This is a genomic window from Streptomyces sp. NBC_01497, assembly GCF_036250695.1.
In the GTDB taxonomy this organism is placed as follows: Bacteria; Actinomycetota; Actinomycetes; order Streptomycetales; family Streptomycetaceae; genus Streptomyces.
This window is the reverse complement of record NZ_CP109427.1, coordinates 5,008,413-5,026,901: the sequence shown is the minus strand read 5'-3', so window position 1 is coordinate 5,026,901 and position 18,489 is coordinate 5,008,413. Positions and strand designations below refer to the sequence as shown.

Sequence of the window (18,489 nt, the reverse complement as noted above, 5' to 3'; positions counted from 1 at the left end):
TCAGGGAGGTGACGGGCACCACGGATCGGTGACCTCGGCGTTCGCCGGGAGGTCCCGGACGTCGCGTGCCGTCCGGGGCGTGGGGAAGGCGGGGGCGGACCGGTCGGGCGCCTCGCCGAGGCCGCTCCGGGGCGGGTGCGCGCTGGGGTGGGGGGCGCTCGGGTGGGCGGAGGGTCGCGCGCGTTTCGCGTCGAGCCGCCGTGCGCGCTGTTACGGCAGGATGCGCTCCCGGAGCCGTTCGCGCGCCCCCGCGAGGCCGCCCGCACCGGCCTTTCCGCCCCGGTGAGCCGGGCGGGCGGGCGGCGCCTGACGCGCCTCACGCGGCGGCTGTTCGCCCCGGGGACCTCGTCCATGACAGCCCGTGACGTACTTTGTTGGATCGTGAGCGGATTTCGCGGCGGTTCTTGGGTCATCCCTTGACTAGAGGCCGCCTCCATGCTTTCTATGTGTGCGATTATGTTTGTATGTGTTGCGCATCAGGCCGGCGCGCGCGCCGACAGGAGAGACCATGAAGAAGACGGTGACCACGCTCGCCGACGGCCGTGAGCTGATCTACTACGACCGCCGCGACGACGTCGTACGCGACGCCGTCGACGCGCGGCCGCTCGGCCGGGTCGCCACCTCCTCGGAGGTGCGTCACGACCCGCTCCTCGGGGACGCCGTCGCCGTCGCCTCACACCGCCAGGAGCGCACCTACCACCCGCCCGCCGACGAGTGCCCCCTCGACCCGTCCCGCGACGGACGGCACACCGAGATCCCGGACAGCGACTACGACGTCGTCGTCTTCGAGAACCGGTTCCCCTCCCTGTCCGGAGACGCCGGCCGCTGCGAGGTCGTCTGCTTCGCCTCCGACCACGACGCGTCGTTCGCGGACCTCGACGACGAGCAGGCGGCGCTCGTCCTCGACGTGTGGACCGACCGCACGGCGGAACTCGCCGAACTCCCCCAGGTCGAACAGGTCTTCCCGTTCGAGAACCGCGGTGCGGAGATCGGCGTCACGCTCGCCCACCCCCATGGGCAGATCTACGCCTACCCCTTCGTCACCCCGCGCACGGCGCTCATGCTGCGCTCCGCGGCCGCGCACCGGACCGCCACCGGCCGCAACCTCTTCGAGGACGTCGTCGCCCGCGAACGCGCCGACGGCGAGCGGATCGTGCTGGAAGGCGAGCACTGGACGGCGTTCGTGCCCTACGCGGCGCACTGGCCCTACGAGGTGCACCTCTACCCCAAGCGGCGCGTCACCGACCTGCGGGGCCTGGACGACGGGGCCCGTGCGGAGTTCCCCCGCGTATACCTGGAGCTGCTGCGCCGCTTCGACCGGATCTTCGGTCCCGGCCAGCCGCGCACCCCCTACATCTCGGCCTGGCACCAGGCGCCGTTCCGGGCGCAGGGACGCGAGGACTTCGCGTTGCACCTGGAGCTTTTCACCATTCGCCGTACGTTGGGCAAGCTGAAGTACCTCGCCGGCTCCGAGTCCGGCATGGGCGTGTTCATCAACGACGTACCGCCCGAGGCGGCGGCGGCGCGACTGCGAGAGGTAGCGAGCGAGTGAGTAGCAAGAAATACCTGGTCACTGGTGGCGCCGGCTATGTCGGCAGCGTGGTCGCGACACATCTGCTGCAGGCCGGGCACCGCGTGAGCGTGCTGGACGACCTGTCCACGGGCTTCGTCGCGGGCGTACCCGAGGGCGCCGAGTTCATCGAGGGCCGGGTGCACGACGCGGCCCGCTGGCTCGACGACTCCTACGACGCGGTGCTCCACTTCGCGGCCTCCTCGCAGGTCGGCGAGTCCGTCGTCAAGCCGGAGAAGTACTGGGACAACAACGTCGGCGGCTCGATGGCGCTGCTCTCCGCCATGCGCGACGCCGGGGTGCGCACGCTCGTGTTCTCCTCCACGGCGGCGACGTACGGGGAGCCCGTCTCCACGCCCATCACGGAGAGCGACCCGACGGCGCCGACCAACCCGTACGGTGCGACGAAGCTCGCCGTCGACCACATGATCGCGAGCGAGTGCGCGGCACACGGCCTCGCGGCGGTGTCGCTGCGGTACTTCAACGTGGCCGGCGCGTACGGCGCGGCGGGCGAGCGGCACGACCCCGAGTCGCACCTCATCCCGCTGGTGCTGCAGGTCGCGCTCGGCAAGCGCGAGTCGATCTCCGTGTACGGGGACGACTACCCGACGCCGGACGGCACCTGCGTGCGCGACTACATCCACGTCGCCGACCTGGCCGAGGCCCATCTCGCCGCGCTCGGCGCCGCCACCCCGGGCGAGCACCTGATCTGCAACCTCGGCAACGGCAACGGGTTCTCCGTCCGCGAGGTCATCGACACCGTGCGCAAGGTCACCGGTCACCCCGTGCCCGAGGTGACCGCGGGACGCCGCGACGGCGACCCGGCGGTCCTGGTCGCGTCGGCCCGCACGGCGCACGAGCGGCTGGGCTGGACACCGAGCCGCGCGGACCTCGCGGGCATCGTCGAGGACGCCTGGAACTTCACCCGGAGGAACACGTGAGCGAGACCGGCAGCGAGGCGCCCATAGCCACCGTCGAGGGATTCACCGAGCTGTACGGGGCAGCGCCGGAAGGGGTCTGGGCGGCACCCGGCCGGGTCAACCTCATCGGTGAGTACACCGACTTCAACGAGGGCTTCGTCATGCCCCTCGCGCTGCCGCACACGACCGTCGCGGCCGTGTCGCGGCGTTCGGACGGCGTCCTGCGGCTGCACTCGGCCGACGCCCCGCAGGGCGTGATCCAGCTGGAGATCGCCTCGCTGACGCCCCGCTCGGGGGACGGCGGCTGGGCCGCCTACCCGGCGGGCGTCGTCTGGGCGCTGCGCGAGGCGGGCCACGAGGTCGGCGGCGCGGACATCCATGTGACGTCCACCGTGCCGACGGGCGCCGGCCTGTCGTCCTCGGCGGCTCTTGAGGTCGCGACGGCGACAGCGCTCAGCGACCTGTACGGGCTGGGGCTCGCCCCGGCCGACGCGGCGCTGCTGGCACAGCGCGCGGAGAACGAGTTCGTGGGCGTGCCCTGCGGGGTCATGGACCAGATGGCGTCGGCGTGCTGCGCCGAGGGGCACGCGCTGTACCTCGACACGCGCGACCTGACGCAGCGCCAGGTCCCCTTCGACCTGGCCGCGCAGGGACTGCGGCTGCTGGTCGTCGACACGCGCGTCAAGCACGCTCTGGGCGACGGCGCGTACGCGGAACGCCGGGACGGGTGCGAGGCGGGGGCGCGCACACTTGGCGTGCGCGCCCTGCGGGACGTGCCGTTCGCGGAGCTGCCCGACGCGCTCGCCCGCCTTCAGGCGGCGGGCGTGGCGGAGAACGTGGTGCGCTACGTACGGCACGTGGTGAGCGACGACGCCCGGGTCGAGCGGGTGATCACACTGCTGGAAGCGGGCGAGACGCGCGCGACGGGCCGGATCCTGCTGGAGGGACACGCCTCCCTCAGGGACGACCTGCGGGTCTCCTGCGACGAACTGGACCTGACGGTCGAGGCGTCGGTGGCGGCCGGCGCGCTGGGCGCGCGGATGACGGGCGGCGGCTTCGGCGGTTCGGCGATCGTGCTGGTCGAGTCGGGCGACGTGGAGCGCGTGACGAAGGGCGTCGAGGCCGCGTTCGCCGAGGCGGCGTACGCGGCGCCGCGCGTCTTCGAGGCGACCCCCTCGCGGGGCGCGCACCGGGTGGCGTAAGCCGGGCGGGCCGGTGCGCGGTACGCGCGCCGGCCCGGCGGCCGTGCGGGCCCGTGTCCCCAGGCCACCCGGCGGTCTGCGCAGGCCCACCGGTCTCCGCCGACCCAGCGGACTCCGCAGGCCCACCGGTCGGCGCAGGTCGGCGCAGGCCCATCGGTCGGCACAGATCGGCGCAGGTCCGCGCAGTCGGCGCGCGGTGCCACGGCCGCGGCCGTCCCGTGGGCGGCCGCGGCCGGCCATCGGTCCGCGCCGGAGCCGGACGGGTCGCGCGCGGGGTCAGGCCTCGCGTTCCGCCCGGTCGAGCAGGCCGGTGCGGGCGGCCAGGGCCGCCGCCTCCAGGCGCGAGCCCACATTGAGTTTCATCAGGACCCGCTGGACGTGCGTGCGCGCCGTGGACGGAGCGATGTTCATGCCCGCCGCGATCTGCCGCGTGTCCTCGCCCTCCGCGACCCTGACCAGCACCTCGATCTCACGCGGCGTCAGCATCGCGAGCAGCCGCTGGCCCTCGTCGTCCGGCTGCACCGCCGGGTGGAGCAGCTCCGTGAACGCGCCCTGCAGCAGCCCGGGCGCCACCGCCGTCTCCCCCGCGCGGGCCTTCACCATCGCCCGTTCGACGCCCTCGATCCGCTCGTCGTGGCGCACGTAGCCCGACGCCCCGGCCGCGAACGCGGCGGCGATACCGCGCGGGCTCGGGACCGGGCCGAGTACGACCACCGCGACCTGCGGACGGTCCCGCTTGATCCGCACGATCGGGTCGAACGCGCCCGGTTCCGCCGGAGCCGCCGTCCCCATCAGGCACACCTCGGGCGCCCTGCTCACCACCAGTTCGGCGGCGCCCGCCGTGGGCGCCGCCGAGGCGAGCACCCGGTGCCCGCGCAGTTTCAGTGCCGAAGCCAGTGCTTCCGCCAGCAGCCGATGATCGTCGATCACCATGAGCCGTACGCCCATCGACATCCCCCATCCCAGCCGAAGCGGCCTGGGCCCCCCGGTTCCTAGACCCGGCAAGCTACACGCTTGTTCGAGGATGCGCGCCCCCTACCGGCCAGAAGCCCCCCGGATTGTGGAATTCCGCGGCATTCCGGCCACGACGGCGGGGAAGTGGTGGTCCTTCGTTCGGCCTCAGTGTGTCGAGAAGGCCATCACCAGCGGATGTTTGGCATCGTCCGCGTCGAGCGGCTTGTCCACGAACTCCTGCGACAAGAACAACCGCCCATCGCCGAAGCGCACTTGGGAACCGCTGGCGACGAAGCTCGTCTCGTCGTCGAGGGTGGCCCGGTCCGACGGGTTACGCAGCAGGGTCGTCTGCCGGAAGGTCGAGGGGTCGATGGAGACGATCTGGCCCCCCTTGTTGTAGGGCCCGGTCTTGTACGCGATGAGGTCCGGCCCGTCCATGCGGAGCAGTTGCGCGGTCCAGCCGTCGCCCGCGTCGGCGCGCTGCGAGGTCCCCTTGCCGGTGTCCAGGTCGAAGGAGACGACCTCGTTGGTCTCGTCGAGTGCCTCCCCGCTGTTGGAGTCGTGCTCCTTCGTCGGCAGGTAGAGCTTGCCGTTGCCCGCGAGGACATCGGTGCAGTTCTCCATCGCGTCGGCGCAGTCGGCCGCGTACGTGTCGCCTTCGGCGGAGATCTTCGCCTTGAGCTTCCCCGTCTTCGCGTCCAGCGAGAAGAAGTCGGAGACGCCGTCGGACCCGGTGTCGCCGACATCGGCCGCGACGACCAGCGGATCGGTCGAGACGGTGTGGATGTCCTCGACGCCCGGCGGCATCTTGTACGAGGACAGGGTGGCGCCCGTCTTCGGGTTGATGTTCTCGACGGTGATCTGCGCGTCGTCGCCGTAGCCGCACTGGCGCGACGCTACGAGGATCGCGCCGCCCGCGTATCCGGCGTCGTGGCAGTCGTCGGCCGAGGACGACTGCGGCTTCCAGCGGACCGCGCCGGTTTCGAGGTCGAACCCCGCCCCGCCGCCGCTGCTGCCCGCGGCGACGGTGTCACCGCTCTGGGTGACGTCGTCGAAGCGGATGCCCTCGTCGCCGCCCGGGTTGGTGACGGACTTGTTCCACAGCAGCCGGCCGGACGTCAGGTCCACCACGCCGATCCGGCTGCATGCCTGGGGAGCGGTGTTCTTCGTGCGCGGAGCGCCGTCGAAGACCACCCCCGTCCTGCCGTCGGCGCTGACGTGCGGGCTGGCCTCGCACACGTCTCCCGGCAGGGGGAGCGTCCAGCGCTTGGTGCCGGTCTGCGGGTCGTAGCCGACGATCTGCTGGATGCCGGCCTTCGCGTAGACGCTGCCGGTGAGCCAGGAGGCCTCCACGCTGTGCAGGTCGGTGGCGCTCGGCTGCGGGACCCGGAAGGTCACTTTCGCGTCGGGGTCGGCGGGGGCCTTCTCGTGGGCGGCCGTCGGGCCGTCGGCCCGCGAGGGGTGTGTGACCGGGCCGTCGCCGCCCCTGGCCGCGGTGTCGCCGCTCTTCGCGTACCAGATCCCGCCGCCGAGGATCAGGACCACGGCGACGGCCGCGGAAACGATCATCCGCAACTCGGTCCTGGTCAGCCGGGAACCGCCGGTACCGGTCCCGCCGGTGGACGGCCCCTGGTAGGTGACGGCCGGCGTGGGATACCCGTAGCCCTGCTGCGGTACGGGGCCCGGGGGCTGGGCCGGGGGCGGGGCCTGGGCGGGGTAGCCGTAGGCCGGGCCGCCGGGGCCCGGTGCGCCCGCGACCGGCCCGCCCTGCGCCGGCGCGGCACCCGGGAACCCGTACGCGGGCGGGTTCTGCGGCCCGCCGAAGCCGCCCCCGGCGGGCGGCTGGTAGGGAGGCTGCGGCTGCCCGGGGGGCTGCTGGTACGAAGGCTGCGGCGGCTGACCGGGAGGCTGCCCGGAGGGCTGGTTCGGCGGCTGGTTCGGCGGTGGGGGCGGCTGCGTCATGACGTACGTCCTCGGTCGGTCGAAGGGCGGTGGCCCCGAAGGGCGTGGGGACGCCGGGTCACTTGCCCAGCACCATCATGGACAGGGACGCGTCGTCGCTCTGGCCCTTGGACGGCGGGGTGACCGAGTAGCTGGTGATGAAGAACCGGCCGCCTGCGAAGTGGTACGAGGGGTGGAAGAACCCGCCGGACTCGGGGTCGGCGGCCGCGTCGGGGTGCTTCTGCACGATCGTGAACGCGCCACCGCCGGATCCGACGGTCGCGAGGGCGCCGGCCTGGTCGAGCGAGGCCTCCTCGTACACCAGGAGCCCACCGCCCTGCGGCTGCACCGGGTCCACCAGGCGGCCGGAGGGCGCGGGCGCCTTCCACTTCTGCTTCCCGGTGGCGAGGTCGAACGCGACGATGGCGTTGGAGTACGGCTCGTGGCTCTCGTCGAGCGCCGTCGTGATGTAGAGGGTCTTCGCGTCGACGGCGACGCCCTTGCAGTCCTGGAGGCTGCCGTCCTCGATGCCGAGACCGTCGCCGCAGTCGTCGGCGAACTTCTCCGTGCTGTGCATCGTGGCGCGCTCGCTGCCGTTCGCGTTGAACGAGGCGATGGCCCACGTCTTCTTGTCGTCGTTCTTGAACGAGACGACCAGCGGGTCGACGGAGTACACCTTGTCGACCGCGTAACCGGCCTTCAGTTTGTACGTCCACTTGGCCTTGCCGGTGACCGGGTCGAGCTCCTGAAGCTGCTGCGCGCCGGTCGAGCCGATGTCGGAGTCGGGGCACGACTCGTTGGCGATCATCTTCGACCCGCTGGTGACGCCGACGGGCTGGCACTCGCCGGGAATCTTGCTGAACAGCGGCTTGCCGTCGCCGACCCGGAAGGCGTTGGTGCCGCCGACCCGGGAGACCGTCACGGTGTCCCCGACGATAGCCATGTTCAGGTTGAGCAGGATGTCGAACGTGTCCGTCTTCGTAATCCCCTTGCTCCAGCCGCCCTTGCCGGTCCTGAGGTCGATCTCCTTGAGCTGGTTGCAGTCGCCGTCGTCGCCGGCCTTGTCCTCGTACGCGACGACGATCTTGCCGTCGGCGGTGGGGGCGACGGGTGCGGCGCACACCGACTGGGGCAGCGTGAGCGACCACACCTGCTTGCCCGTGGCGGCCGAGTAGCCGGCGACCTGCTTGTACAGGGCCCGCACGACGGTGTTGCCGACGAACCAGGGCCCGTAGACGGTGTTGTTGTCACGCGGCACGTCCGCGCTGGGCGCCTGCGTCCACAGCACCTTGGCGTCGCCCGCCTTGCGACCCGCGTTGGGGTCGGCGCTCACATCGGGATCGCCAGGCCCCTTGCCGTCCCCCTGGAAGGGGGTGCCGGACGCGCTGGGGCCGCCCGTCGTGGCGGACGAACTGGCCTGAGCGACAGGCTTGTCGCCGCCACCGGAGCCGAACGCGAGCCAGCTGACGCCGCCGACCACGACCACCGCGGCGACAGCCGCGGCGAGGATGATGCCGGGCTTGCTCGTGAAGAAGCCCCGGCCGCCGCCGGGTCCACCGGCGGAGGGGCCCGCGACGCCGGGGCCGTAGGGCGGCTGGGGCGGCAGCCCGGGCACGCCCGGTGCCCCGGGGTACTGCTGCTGCGGTGCGCCGTAGGAGCCGTAGGGGCCTGAGGCGGGGGGCTGTTGGGCGTACGGGTTCGGCTGGGGGGAGCCGTATCCACCGGGTCCCTGGGGCTGCCCGTATCCACCGGACGGCTGGGGTGATCCGTATCCGCCGGACGGCTGGGGCGAGTTGTACGGGTTCGGCGGTGCGCCGTACGGGCCCGGCTGCGCCTGCGGCTGCTGCGGGTACCCGTATCCGGGCCCCGCGAGGGGCGGTTGGGCCCCCGGCCCGGGCTGCGGCATCGGCGCCGCGGGGGGCGCGGACGGCGGCCCCGGGGGCATCGGGGGCGCGGGGGGCGTTCCCTGGCCGGAACCGGAGGGCGGCGCGGGCCGCGGACCGGGCGGTGCAGCGGCTGCGGCGTCCCGCGGCCCGCTTCCGGGTGGCTGCGGTGGCTCGCGGTGCGGCTCGTTCTGCGGCGGTTGCTGACCAGGCGGCTGAGTCATCAGCGCACTTCCCCCTATGTTCACGGCCCGCCCTGTCGGTCCCCCCGGCCCGGAGCGCGTCCGGAACGGGGTGTGAGGGGCGGGAGTTCCGCTCCTCGGCAGGCGAGCGGGCCTTCTTTCTACCACCACGCCCGGCCGGGGGGACCGGGCCCACCCTGCCCTGTTCCCAAGGGAGAACCCCGCCGTAATGGCACTGTTACTCCCTTACGTGGGCGTTCGGGGCCGCCTGAACACCTCCGCCGTCTGCGGCCCCGTCCCGTGTGGTGCGCGCGGGACGCGTTCCCCGGAGCCGCCGGGCCGGCCGCAGGTCCGGATCGCCGGCCCCGGCGGCACGGCTCCGCCCCTGGCACACCCTCGGCGTCGCCCCGGCGCCCGGCCGAACCGGCGGGAAAGTCGGGCACAACCCTCGGTGACGTCCAGTTGTCCTACGGGCTGGCGAGCGGCGTCCGGCAGTGACCCGTGAGGTCGTCGAGGACCCGCCGCCGCATTGGACAACCAATCCCGGGGGATACGCATGACCGTCCGCAATCCACATCGTGAGGGGCCGGCCCGTGTCCGGGGCAGGCTCGCGAGAACGGCGGCGGCCGCGGTGGCCGCCGCCGTCCTGACACTGGGTGCCGCTCTCCCCGCCGCAGCCGACGCCACGGGAACCACCGGAACCACGGGAACCACGGGAACCGTCGTGCAGACCGGTCCCGTACCGACTCTCGTCAACGGCTCGGCGTCCGCCGCCGAGTTGCACTTCGACGCGACACTGCCGGCCGGCGCCACCGGGGACGTGCGTGCCCGACTCGACCTCGACGGCGGCCAGTTCCCGCCCGGCGGTAACGACCCGTGGCGGGTGGCCGCCGGCTTCGGGCAGGCGCAGTGCTCCGCGAACGGGGCCGCCTTCACCCCGTGCTCCTGGTACAACTCCGGGCCCTCGACACCGGACGTGATGGAGATCTACCTCGACCTGCCGACGGTCCAGGCCGCGCCGACCGTGCACTACGACGTCAAGGTCACGGCCGACCCGTACTTCCTCTGGGACGACCAGGACATCACCGGGAAGGTGCTGCTGACCGCGGCCGACGGCGGAGCCGCGCTGGCCAGTGGCCCGCTGACCCTGCACTACCACCGGGTGGCGCTGCCCCAGGAGGAGACGGCCGTCTACGCGGTCGACAAGGCCGGGGTGCTGTGGCAGTACCGCGGCACGGCCGACCGGAGCGCACCCTTCACCCCCCGCGTCAGGATCGGCGGCGGCTGGCAGGTCTACGACCTGATCACCAAGGTCCTTCCGACCAGCGCGGACGGCCGAGGCGACCTGGTGGCCCGCGACCGCTCCGGCACGCTCTGGTACTACAAGGGCACCGGCGACCCGGCACAGCCCTTCGCCAAGCGGGTGCGCGTCGGCAGCGGCTGGGGCCAGTACACGGCGCTCACCGCCGGTGGCACCCACCGCAACTCCCACACAGTGCTCGTGGCCCGCGACGCCTCAGGTCACCTGTGGTCCTACACCGCGACCGGCAACGCCACACACCCCTTCGCGGCGCGCGTCGCGGCCGGACACGGCTGGAACATCTACCAGCCGCTGACGGGCTTCGGCAACGGCGTCATGGGCCGTGACGCCTCCGGCGTCCTGTGGAACTACGACGCCTACCAGGGCACCGACAGCCAGCCCTTCGCCCCGCGACTGAGGATCGGCAGCGGCTGGCAGATCTACGACCTCATCACCAGCCCCGGTGACACCGACGCCGACTTCATCAGCTCCGACGTCATCGCCCGCGACACCACCGGTCACCTGTGGCTCTACACCGGCACCAGCACCAGCAACCGCCTCACCCGACGCACTCCGGTCGGCGGGGGCTGGCAGATCTACACGACGATCATCTGACCCCGCGCCCCGGCACGGAACCGCGCCAGGCCCCGACCCGGACCGCACACCGGCGGCCGAGGGAAGTGCCGGCGCACCCGCTGGCCGGGGAAGGCCGGCACACCCGCAGCCCGAGCGGCCGGCTCCGACGGCCCCGGCCGCCGTTGCCTCGGTGCAGGTGGCACCGGGGGCGAGCACCATTCGGGCGGCCGGGGACGAGCGCGGTCCAGACGGGGGACGGGCGCGGCGACGCGGGCCTCCGCGCGGCGCTCGCCGCGGGGACCAACAGCCCCTGCCGGCGGCGTGTTACTGGGCGTCCTCCGCCAGCTCCAGCCAGCGGGTCTCCAACACCTCGCGTTCGCCGATCAGTTCACGCAGCTCCGCGTCGAGCTTCGCGACCTTCCCGAAGTCCGTCGCGCTGTCCGCGATCTGCTGATGCAGCGTGGTCTCACGCGTCGAGACCTTGTCCAGCTGCCGCTCCACACGCTGCAGTTCCTTCTTCGCGGCGCGGCTGTCCTTCGCGGAGACCGCCGCCGCCGACCTGGCCGCGCTGTCGGGCCCGGCGAGGGGGGTCCGCTCGGCGACGCGCGTCTCCTCCATGGCGTGGCGGCGCTCCAGGTACTCGTCGATCCCGCGCGGCAGCATCCGCAGCGTCATGTCGCCGAGCAGCGCCATCACCTGGTCCGTGGTCCGCTCCACGAAGAACCGGTCGTGCGAGATGACGACGAGTGTGCCGGGCCAGCCATCGAGGAGGTCCTCCAGCTGCGTCAGGGTCTCGATGTCGAGGTCGTTCGTCGGCTCGTCGAGGAAGAGGACGTTGGGCTCGTCCATCAGCAGCCGCAGGATCTGCAGGCGGCGGCGCTCACCACCGGACAGGTCGCCGACCGGTGTCCACTGCTTCTCCTTGGAGAAGCCGAACTGCTCGCACAGCTGGCCCGCGGTCAGTTCCCGGCCGGTGCCGAGGTCGACCCGCTCCCGTACCTGCTGCACGGCCTCCAGGACCCGCAGCGCCGGCGGCAGTTCGGCCACGTCCTGGGACAGGTACGCGAGCCGCACGGTCCGGCCCGTCTTGACCGTACCGGCGGCCGGCTGGACGTCGCCGTCGCTGCTGGCCGAGTCCGCGAGGGCACGCAGCAGGGAGGTCTTGCCCGCGCCGTTGACGCCGACGAGGCCGATCCGGTCGCCCGGGCCGAGCTGCCACGTCAGGTGTGTGAGCAGGGTCTTCGGGCCTGCCTGGACCGTCACGTCCTCCAGGTCGAACACGGTCCTGCCGAGGCGCGTCGCGGCGAAGCGCATCAGCGCGGAGGTGTCGCGGGGCGGCGGGACGTCGGCGATCAGATCGTTGGCCGCCTCGATCCGGAAGCGGGGCTTGGACGTCCGGGCGGGGGCGCCGCGGCGCAGCCAGGCCAGTTCCTTGCGCACCAGGTTCTGCCGCTTGACCTCCTCGGTCGCGGCGATGCGCTCCCGCTCCGCGCGGGCGAAGACGTAGTCGGTGTAACCGCCCTCGTACTCGAAGACGTCACCGCGCTGCACGTCCCACATGCGCGTGCACACCTGGTCGAGGAACCACCGGTCGTGGGTGACGCAGACGAGTGCGGAACGGCGCGCCCGCAGGTGGCCCGCGAGCCAGGAGATGCCCTCGACGTCGAGGTGGTTCGTCGGCTCGTCGAGGACGATCAGGTCGGGCTCGCCGATGAGGAGCTTCGCGAGGGCGATACGCCGGCGCTCGCCGCCGGACAAGGGGGCGATCACCGTGTCGAGGCCCTGCGGGAAGCCGGCCAGGTCGAGGCCGCCGAAGAGGCCGGTCAGGACGTCGCGGATCTTGGCGTTGCCCGCCCACTCGTGGTCGGCGAGGTCGCCGATGACCTCGTGCCGGACCGTGGCGGACGGGTCGAGGGAATCGTGCTGGGTGAGCACGCCGAGCCGGAGACCGCCGCTGTGGGTGACGCGGCCGGTGTCGGCCTCCTCCAGCTTGGTCAGCAGCCGGATGAGGGTGGTCTTGCCGTCGCCGTTGCGGCCGACGACACCGATCCGGTCTCCCTCGGAGACGCCGAGGGAGACACCGTCGAGCAGCGCACGGGTTCCGTACACCTTGGTGACCGACTCGACATTGACCAGATTGACGGCCATTTCACTCCTGACAAGGGGATGGATCAGCGTCCCAGCGTAGTCGCCCCGCGGAGGGTGCCCGTGGCGCGTCCACGCCCGCCCGCCTGCCGCGGGGCCGCGCCGGACCGGCGGGCGTCCGCCGGCGGGCGCGAACCGGGTCCGGGACACCGCTGCCCCACGAGCGCGGGGGCGCGGGACCGGGCACCGTGCCCCGCGGGCGCGGGGCGCGGGACGGGGCAGCTACGGCATCGGTGCGGGGAGCTCGGGGGCGTCGGACGGGACATCGGAGGGCGGGCGGAGTGATCGCGTCCGCACCCTTGCCCCGCCCCGGACGCGCGCCTACGTTTCTGACCGCGCGGCCATCCCGCGCACAGCCGTTCCCCCTACGCACACGCGCGCGGAGCCTCGCTCCACCGTCCCTCTCCTTCGAGGAAGGCGCCAGAGCCATGCGGAAACCAGCAGTGAACGGCATCCCCGAACAGCGCGCCCCCGGCCCCCGCGCCCCCTCGGGCCTCGCCGTCGGCACTGTGGTGGCCGGATGCTTCGCCGTCTGCCTCGCCCAGATCGGGATCGCCACCCCCGCCACCCTCAACGGCCTCTTCCAGTCGGACCTGCACCCCGTCGGATCCCAGCTGACCTGGATATCCGACGCGTTCCTGCTCCCGGTGGCAGTCCTGGAACTCACCTTCGGCGTGCTCGGCGACCTGTTCGGGCGCAAGCGGCTGCTCGTCGCGGGTGCCGGGCTGATGGCACTCGGCGAGGCGGTCGCGGCGGCGGCGAGCGGCGTCCACGTCCTGTGGATCGGCCAGGCGCTGGCCGGCCTGGGCGCGGCGGCGCTGTTCCCGACGTCGCTCGCGATGCTCGCCGCCGGGACCCGCACGCACGACCAGCGGGCGAAGGTCATCGCGATCTGGGCCGCGCTACTGTCGACCGGCGGGTTCCTCGCGCCGCTGCTCGGCGGGATCACCGGCACCTACGGGTCCTGGCGGTGGGCGTTCGCCGTCGTGGCGGTGCTGGCCGCGCTCAGCGCGCTGGCCAGTGGGTGGCTCGCGGACAACTCCAGTGCTCCGGAGGGACGTTCGCTGGACATAGGTGGCCAGGTCACCATCGGCATCGGCCTGTTCGCGCTGCTGTACGGCGTGATCCAGGCGCCCACGGACGGCTGGGACTCGTTCGGTGTGGTGGCCGCGTTCGTGATCGCGGCCGTGTGCCTGGTGCTGTTCGTCGTGGTGGAGCGGCGGGCCGCGTCCCCGCTGCTGCGGCTCGACCTGTTCGCGAACCGGGGTTTCGCGGTGGCGTCGGTGGTCGCCGTCATCGGCATGTTCAGCTTCCTCGGGACCTGCTACACGACGAGCATCCGGCTCGGCCCGATCCAGCACCAGAGCCCGATGCGCACCGCGATCGCGTTCCTGATGCTCAACGGCGTCACGATCTTCCTCACGCCGCTCACGGCCCGTCTGCTGGCGCGGGTCGCACCGCGCTGGGTGCTGTCCGGCGGCTTCGCCCTGATGGCGGCGGGCGACTACCTGGCCGCGACCCTGCCCGTGGGGGACACGGCGCTGCCGTCGCTGATCGTGCCGCTCGGACTGGTGGGCGTGGGCTTCTCGTTCGCGGTGTCGTCGATCACCGCGACGGCGGTCAACACCGTGCCCGTGCACCTCGCGGGGATGGCCAGTGCCACGACGAGCCTGCTGCGCGACTTCGGCTTCACGCTGGGTCCCGCGGTGATCGGCGCGGTCGCCCTCGGCCGGGCGGGCACGGCCTTCAGCGCCGCGCTGGCCGGTTCGTCCCTGCCCGGGTCCGTGAAGACGGCGGCGGGCCAGGTGGCAGCGGAGGGCGGCCCGCTGGCCGTCAACTCGGTGCCGCCCGCGAGTCCGCCCGGCCACGCCGCGGCCCTCGCGGTCCAGGCACTTGGCCACGGCTACGCCATCGGCTTCTCCGTGTGCGGGTCGGCGGCGCTGCTGTCCTGCCTGCTCACGGTCCTGGCCCTGCGCGGCGGCCACCCCGGTGAGAGTGTCGCGACGGCGGACGAGACGCTGCCCCCACGGCCGGCCACGGCACAGCCGTGACGCGCCCGGCGGGCCGTGCGGGACATCCCGGGCCCGGGTGGGAACGGCCCGTCGGCCCGGAGCGGCCCCAGGCCGGGAGTCCCATCGGCCCGGAACGCGCCGTCGTCCCGGAGCGGCTGCCCTAGGCCGGGAGCGGCCCGTCCATCACAGCGGACCGCTCGGCCCCGGCATCGGCCGGACCGGGCCCCGCCGTGTCGTCGGACAGGACGACCGCGCCCAGGGCCGGGCTCGCGGCCACTCGGGCCGTGCGGCAGGTGCCCGACGTGCGGAGCGCCTCGGCCACCCGGTGGGCGGCGGGCGCGTCCCGTGTCAGGAACGCTGTCGTCGGGCCGGAGCCGGAGACGAGCGCGGCCAGCGCGCCCGCTTCCGTTCCGGTGTCCAGCGTCCGGCGCAGGGACGGGCGCAGGGTCAGCGCCGCCCGCTGGAGGTCGTTGGCGAGCGTCTTCGCCAGCGCGGGCGCGTCACCGTCGCGCAGTGCGGCGAGCAGCGCCGGGTCCGCGGTGGGCGCCGGGATCCGCGTACCGGCGCTCAGCCGGTCGAACTCCTGGAAGACCCGGGGCGTCGACAGCCCTTCCTCGGCGACGGCGAACACCCAGTGGAACGTGCCGCCGACGGGCAGCGCGGTCAGCCGCTCGCCCCGTCCGGTGCCCAGGGCCGCCCCGCCGAGCAGGCTGAACGGGACGTCGCTGCCGAGGTCCGCGCAGATCGCGAGGAGTTCGTCGCGGGGGGTGCCGAGTCCCCACAGCGTGTCGCACGCCAGCAGGGCGCCCGCGCCGTCCGCGCTGCCGCCCGCCATGCCGCCCGCGACGGGGATGTCCTTCGCGATGTGGATGCGTACGTCGGCGGCGAGGCCGTGCCGCGCGGCCAGGGCGAGGGCAGCGCGCGCGGCGAGGTTCGTCGCGTCGAGGGGCACCTGCGCGGCGTCGGGTCCCGTGCAGGTGATGACGGGGCCCTCACCCACCGGGCCCGGCGCGACGGTCACCTCGTCGTACAGGCCGACGGCGAGGAACACGTTCGCCAGGTCGTGGAAACCGTCGGGGCGCGCGCCGCCGACGGCGAGCTGCGCGTTCACCTTCGCGGGCACCCGCACCCGCACCTGTTCCCGCATCCGCTCCCGTCCCTCCACCACTTCCCCCGCCCCTACGTCACCGACCGGCGCGCCGGTCACCCGGGCGCCCTCGTCACCGGCTCCCCTCGTATGCCCCGGCCCGTTCACGGATCCGTTCACGCGCCCGCTCCCCTGCACTCGGCGATCCGCGCGAACTCCGCCACCGTCAGCGACTCGCCCCGCGCCTGCGGCGACACCCCCGCCGCGACGAGCGCGGCCTCCGCCGCCGGGGCGGAACCCGCCCAGCCGGCGAGTGCGGCGCGCAGGGTCTTGCGGCGCTGGGCGAATGCCGCGTCGACCGCCGCGAAGACCTCCTTGCGGCTCGCCGTCGTCTTCGGCGGCGCGTCCCTGCGCACGAGTGAGACGAGCCCCGAGTCGACGTTCGGCGCGGGCCAGAACACGTTCCGGCCGATGGAGCCCGCCCGCTTCACCTCCGCGTACCAGGCCGCCTTGACCGACGGCACGCCGTACACCCGCGAACCGGGCGCCGCGGCCAGCCGGTCCGCGACCTCCGCCTGCACCATGACGAGGGTCCGCTCGATGCTCGGGAAGTGCTCCAGCATGTGCAGCAGGACGGGGACGGCCACGTTGTACGGGAGGTTCGCGACGAGCGCGGTGGGCGGGGGGCCCGGCAGTTCCGTGACGTCCATCGCGTCGGAGTGCACCAGCGCGAACCGGTCGGCCCGCTGGGGCAGCCGCGCCGCGACCGTGTCCGGGAGCGCGCCCGCGAGCACGTCGTCGATCTCGACGGCGACGACCCGGTCGGCACTCTCCAGCAGCCCCAGCGTCAGCGATCCGAGCCCGGGGCCGATCTCCACGACCACATCGTCGGACCGGACCCCGGCCGTACGGACGATTCTGCGGACGGTGTTGGCGTCGATGACGAAGTTCTGGCCGCGCTGCTTGGTCGGGCGTACGCCGAGGCGCGCCGCGAGCTCCCGCACGTCGCCGGGGCCGAGAAGGGAGTCGGGGCCGGACGGTGCGGCCCCGGCGGGCTCAGTGGTACTCACCGGTCAAGCCTAAAGGGCGTATCCGAAGGCCCGTGCCGTGTTCGCCGCCAGGGCCGCCGCGAACGCGTCTTCGTCGGTCCCCCGCACCTCCGCCATCGCACGCAGGGTCACCGGAATCAGGTACGGGGCATTCGGCCGGCCACGGAAGGGCGCCGGCGTGAGAAAAGGCGCATCCGTTTCGACAAGAATGAGTTCTTCCGGCGCTACTGTGAGCGCATCCCGCAACGGCTGAGCGTTCTTGAATGTGACGGTGCCCGCAAAGGACATGTAGTAGCCGGCGTCAGCACATACTTTCGCCATTTCCGCATCACCGGAATAACAGTGGAACACCGTCCGCTCGGGCGCCCCCTCCTCCTCAAGAATCCGCAGCACGTCCGCGTGCGCGTCCCGGTCGTGGATCACCAGCGCCTTTCCCTGCCGCTTCGCGATCTCGATGTGCGCACGGAACGAGCGCTCCTGCGCCTCGCGGCCCTCAGGACCGGTCCTGAAGTAGTCGAGGCCGCTCTCGCCGACACCCTTCACCTGCGGAAGGGCGGCGAGCGCGGCGATCTCCGCCAGCGCGTCGTCCAGTTCGCCGGCCGCCGCGAGGCGGGGCGCCTCGTTGGGGTGGAGGGCGACAGCCGCGTGCACCGCGTCGAACTCGGCCGCCGTACGCGCCGCCCAGCGCGAGCCTTCGAGGTCGCATCCCACCTGCACGACGGTGGTCACGCCGACGGAAGCGGCCCTGGCCAGGCCCTCCTCGACCGTGCCGTGCTGCATGTCCAGGTGGGTGTGCGAATCCGCCACCGGCACCCGGAGGGGGACGGGCAGCGGTGGCGGCGTCTCGTTCGAACTCATGGCGCGATCCTACGAGCACCGGCCCGTCCACCGGCGGGCCCGGCCACCGCTCCCCTCCGCCCGCCACGTGCCCCCTCCGCCTTCCCCGTGTCCGGGCTCACGCCTCACGGCTGACAGCTCACACGGCTCACGGCCGACCGGGAACCGGCCCGCGACCCGCGCCCCACCGCGACCGGGTCACCGGTGCTCGCGTGTCACGGCGTGCCAGGCCCTCACCGGGCCCCCGGGCCGCGCGGCGCTCCTGTCTCCTCGTGATGGAGCAGGTGCCGCAGGAACTCCGGCAGATGCGGATGCGGCAGGTGCGGATGCCAGGGTTCGGCGACGTGGTCGGGGGCCTCGGCTGCCGCGTCGAACGGGGGCAGGACGCCCGCGCCGGCCGCCGCCCCCTGCGGCGCCTGCTCGGTGCGCGCGGCCTGCGCCGCCTCACGCAGCGGCTGCGCGCCCTCGGGCTGCCCCGCCAGGACGCCCGTACCGTAGGACCGGGTCAGCTCCCGGTAGCCGGACACCTGACCCGACCGCATGATCCGCACGACATGCCCCTCGCACGTCGGGCAGCTCGGACTGGTCAGCGGCGACGGGACGGTCCGCCCGTCACACTTGTACACAACAAAAGCGCCCCTCTTGTCGTCGACGTGGTGTTCGATGTCGAACGACTGCTCCCAGCCGTGCCCGCACCTCATGCAGGCAAAGGCATACGCCTCATGGGCTGCGACGGTACCCACACGCTCATTCATACCGTCTCCTTTCCACTCCTCCAGTTCACTACCCGGAGGTATGAAAGGCACCGCGGCCAAGCGTTAAATGGCGAGC

13 protein-coding genes are annotated in these 18,489 nt (G+C 73.1%); 5 read left to right on the top strand and 8 right to left on the bottom strand.

Translation table 11 applies throughout. The features are described from left to right. Positions 1 to 508: 508 nt before the first annotated feature. The 3 genes from galT to galK are packed head-to-tail and all read left to right on the top strand — an operon-like array spanning position 509 to position 3,692. Complete coding sequence (gene galT / locus OG310_RS21225) at positions 509 to 1,552, top strand: galactose-1-phosphate uridylyltransferase (protein ID WP_329457453.1); 1,044 nt, start codon at positions 509 to 511, stop codon at positions 1,550 to 1,552. Further along, positions 1,549 to 2,511: a UDP-glucose 4-epimerase GalE gene (gene galE / locus OG310_RS21220; protein ID WP_329457452.1), complete on the top strand. Its 963-nt coding sequence runs from the start codon at positions 1,549 to 1,551 to the stop codon at positions 2,509 to 2,511. The genes galT and galE overlap by 4 nt, the downstream gene beginning before the upstream one ends. Then, entirely contained in the window at positions 2,508 to 3,692 is a 1,185-nt protein-coding gene (gene galK, locus OG310_RS21215; RefSeq protein WP_329457451.1) for a galactokinase, read from the top strand. Before galE ends, galK begins: the two co-directional genes overlap by 4 nt. A 276-nt stretch (positions 3,693 to 3,968) precedes the next feature. Here the strand turns inward: galK and OG310_RS21210 are convergent, their stop codons facing one another. The 3 genes from OG310_RS21210 to OG310_RS21200 all read right to left on the bottom strand — a co-directional run bounded on the left by OG310_RS21210 (position 3,969) and on the right by OG310_RS21200 (position 8,493). Next, positions 3,969 to 4,640, bottom strand: a complete 672-nt coding sequence (locus OG310_RS21210) for a helix-turn-helix transcriptional regulator (RefSeq protein WP_329457450.1) — start codon at positions 4,638 to 4,640, stop codon at positions 3,969 to 3,971. A 171-nt stretch (positions 4,641 to 4,811) separates the two neighbouring features. Then, positions 4,812 to 6,608, bottom strand: a complete 1,797-nt coding sequence (locus OG310_RS21205) for an outer membrane protein assembly factor BamB family protein (protein WP_329457449.1) — start codon at positions 6,606 to 6,608, stop codon at positions 4,812 to 4,814. A 58-nt stretch (positions 6,609 to 6,666) separates the two neighbouring features. Continuing rightward, complete coding sequence (locus OG310_RS21200) at positions 6,667 to 8,493, bottom strand: outer membrane protein assembly factor BamB family protein (RefSeq protein ID WP_329457448.1); 1,827 nt, start codon at positions 8,491 to 8,493, stop codon at positions 6,667 to 6,669. Positions 8,494 to 9,208: 715 nt separating this feature from the next. On the opposite strand from OG310_RS21200, the gene OG310_RS21195 reads away from it, so the two are divergent. Beyond that, a complete protein-coding gene (locus OG310_RS21195) occupies positions 9,209 to 10,567 on the top strand; it encodes a hypothetical protein (RefSeq protein ID WP_329457447.1) in 1,359 nt (452 codons plus the stop codon). 285 nt (positions 10,568 to 10,852) lie between these two features. Here the strand turns inward: OG310_RS21195 and OG310_RS21190 are convergent, their stop codons facing one another. Further along, entirely contained in the window at positions 10,853 to 12,676 is a 1,824-nt protein-coding gene (locus OG310_RS21190) for an ABC-F family ATP-binding cassette domain-containing protein (protein WP_329457446.1), read from the bottom strand. A gap of 425 nt (positions 12,677 to 13,101) precedes the next feature. Between OG310_RS21190 and OG310_RS21185 the strand changes: the two genes are divergently transcribed. Continuing rightward, positions 13,102 to 14,724: an MFS transporter gene (locus tag OG310_RS21185; RefSeq protein ID WP_329457445.1), complete on the top strand. Its 1,623-nt coding sequence runs from the start codon at positions 13,102 to 13,104 to the stop codon at positions 14,722 to 14,724. A gap of 121 nt (positions 14,725 to 14,845) precedes the next feature. On the opposite strand, the gene OG310_RS21180 is transcribed toward OG310_RS21185, so the two are convergent. The 4 genes from OG310_RS21180 to OG310_RS21165 form a co-directional block, all read right to left on the bottom strand. Then, on the bottom strand, positions 14,846 to 15,832 hold the full coding sequence (locus tag OG310_RS21180; protein WP_329460296.1) for a 4-(cytidine 5'-diphospho)-2-C-methyl-D-erythritol kinase: 987 nt from the start codon (positions 15,830 to 15,832) through the stop codon (positions 14,846 to 14,848). 116 nt (positions 15,833 to 15,948) lie between these two features. Further along, complete coding sequence (rsmA, locus tag OG310_RS21175) at positions 15,949 to 16,842, bottom strand: 16S rRNA (adenine(1518)-N(6)/adenine(1519)-N(6))-dimethyltransferase RsmA (protein ID WP_329457444.1); 894 nt, start codon at positions 16,840 to 16,842, stop codon at positions 15,949 to 15,951. 9 nt (positions 16,843 to 16,851) lie between these two features. After that, positions 16,852 to 17,679: a TatD family hydrolase gene (locus OG310_RS21170; RefSeq protein WP_329457443.1), complete on the bottom strand. Its 828-nt coding sequence runs from the start codon at positions 17,677 to 17,679 to the stop codon at positions 16,852 to 16,854. A gap of 212 nt (positions 17,680 to 17,891) precedes the next feature. After that, positions 17,892 to 18,413 carry a hypothetical protein gene (locus OG310_RS21165; protein WP_329457442.1) on the bottom strand — a complete coding sequence of 174 codons (522 nt, stop codon included), beginning with the start codon at positions 18,411 to 18,413 and terminating at the stop codon, positions 17,892 to 17,894. Positions 18,414 to 18,489: the final 76 nt, after the last annotated feature.

Bases quoted from the DNA above. Each gene is read 5' to 3' on its own strand.
- OG310_RS21170 (WP_329457443.1), bottom strand. From the start codon at position 17,679: ATGAGTTCGAACGAGACGCCGCCACCGCTGCCCGTCCCCCTCCGGGTG.
- OG310_RS21200 (WP_329457448.1), bottom strand. From the start codon at position 8,493: ATGCCGCAGCCCGGGCCGGGGGCCCAACCGCCCCTCGCGGGGCCCGGA.
- OG310_RS21190 (WP_329457446.1), bottom strand. From the start codon at position 12,676: ATGGCCGTCAATCTGGTCAATGTCGAGTCGGTCACCAAGGTGTACGGA.
- OG310_RS21205 (WP_329457449.1), bottom strand. From the start codon at position 6,608: ATGACGCAGCCGCCCCCACCGCCGAACCAGCCGCCGAACCAGCCCTCC.
- OG310_RS21210 (WP_329457450.1), bottom strand. From the start codon at position 4,640: ATGGGCGTACGGCTCATGGTGATCGACGATCATCGGCTGCTGGCGGAA.
- OG310_RS21165 (WP_329457442.1), bottom strand. From the start codon at position 18,413: ATGAATGAGCGTGTGGGTACCGTCGCAGCCCATGAGGCGTATGCCTTT.
- galT (WP_329457453.1), top strand. From the start codon at position 509: ATGAAGAAGACGGTGACCACGCTCGCCGACGGCCGTGAGCTGATCTAC.
- OG310_RS21180 (WP_329460296.1), bottom strand. From the start codon at position 15,832: ATGCGGGAACAGGTGCGGGTGCGGGTGCCCGCGAAGGTGAACGCGCAG.
- OG310_RS21195 (WP_329457447.1), top strand. From the start codon at position 9,209: ATGACCGTCCGCAATCCACATCGTGAGGGGCCGGCCCGTGTCCGGGGC.
- OG310_RS21185 (WP_329457445.1), top strand. From the start codon at position 13,102: ATGCGGAAACCAGCAGTGAACGGCATCCCCGAACAGCGCGCCCCCGGC.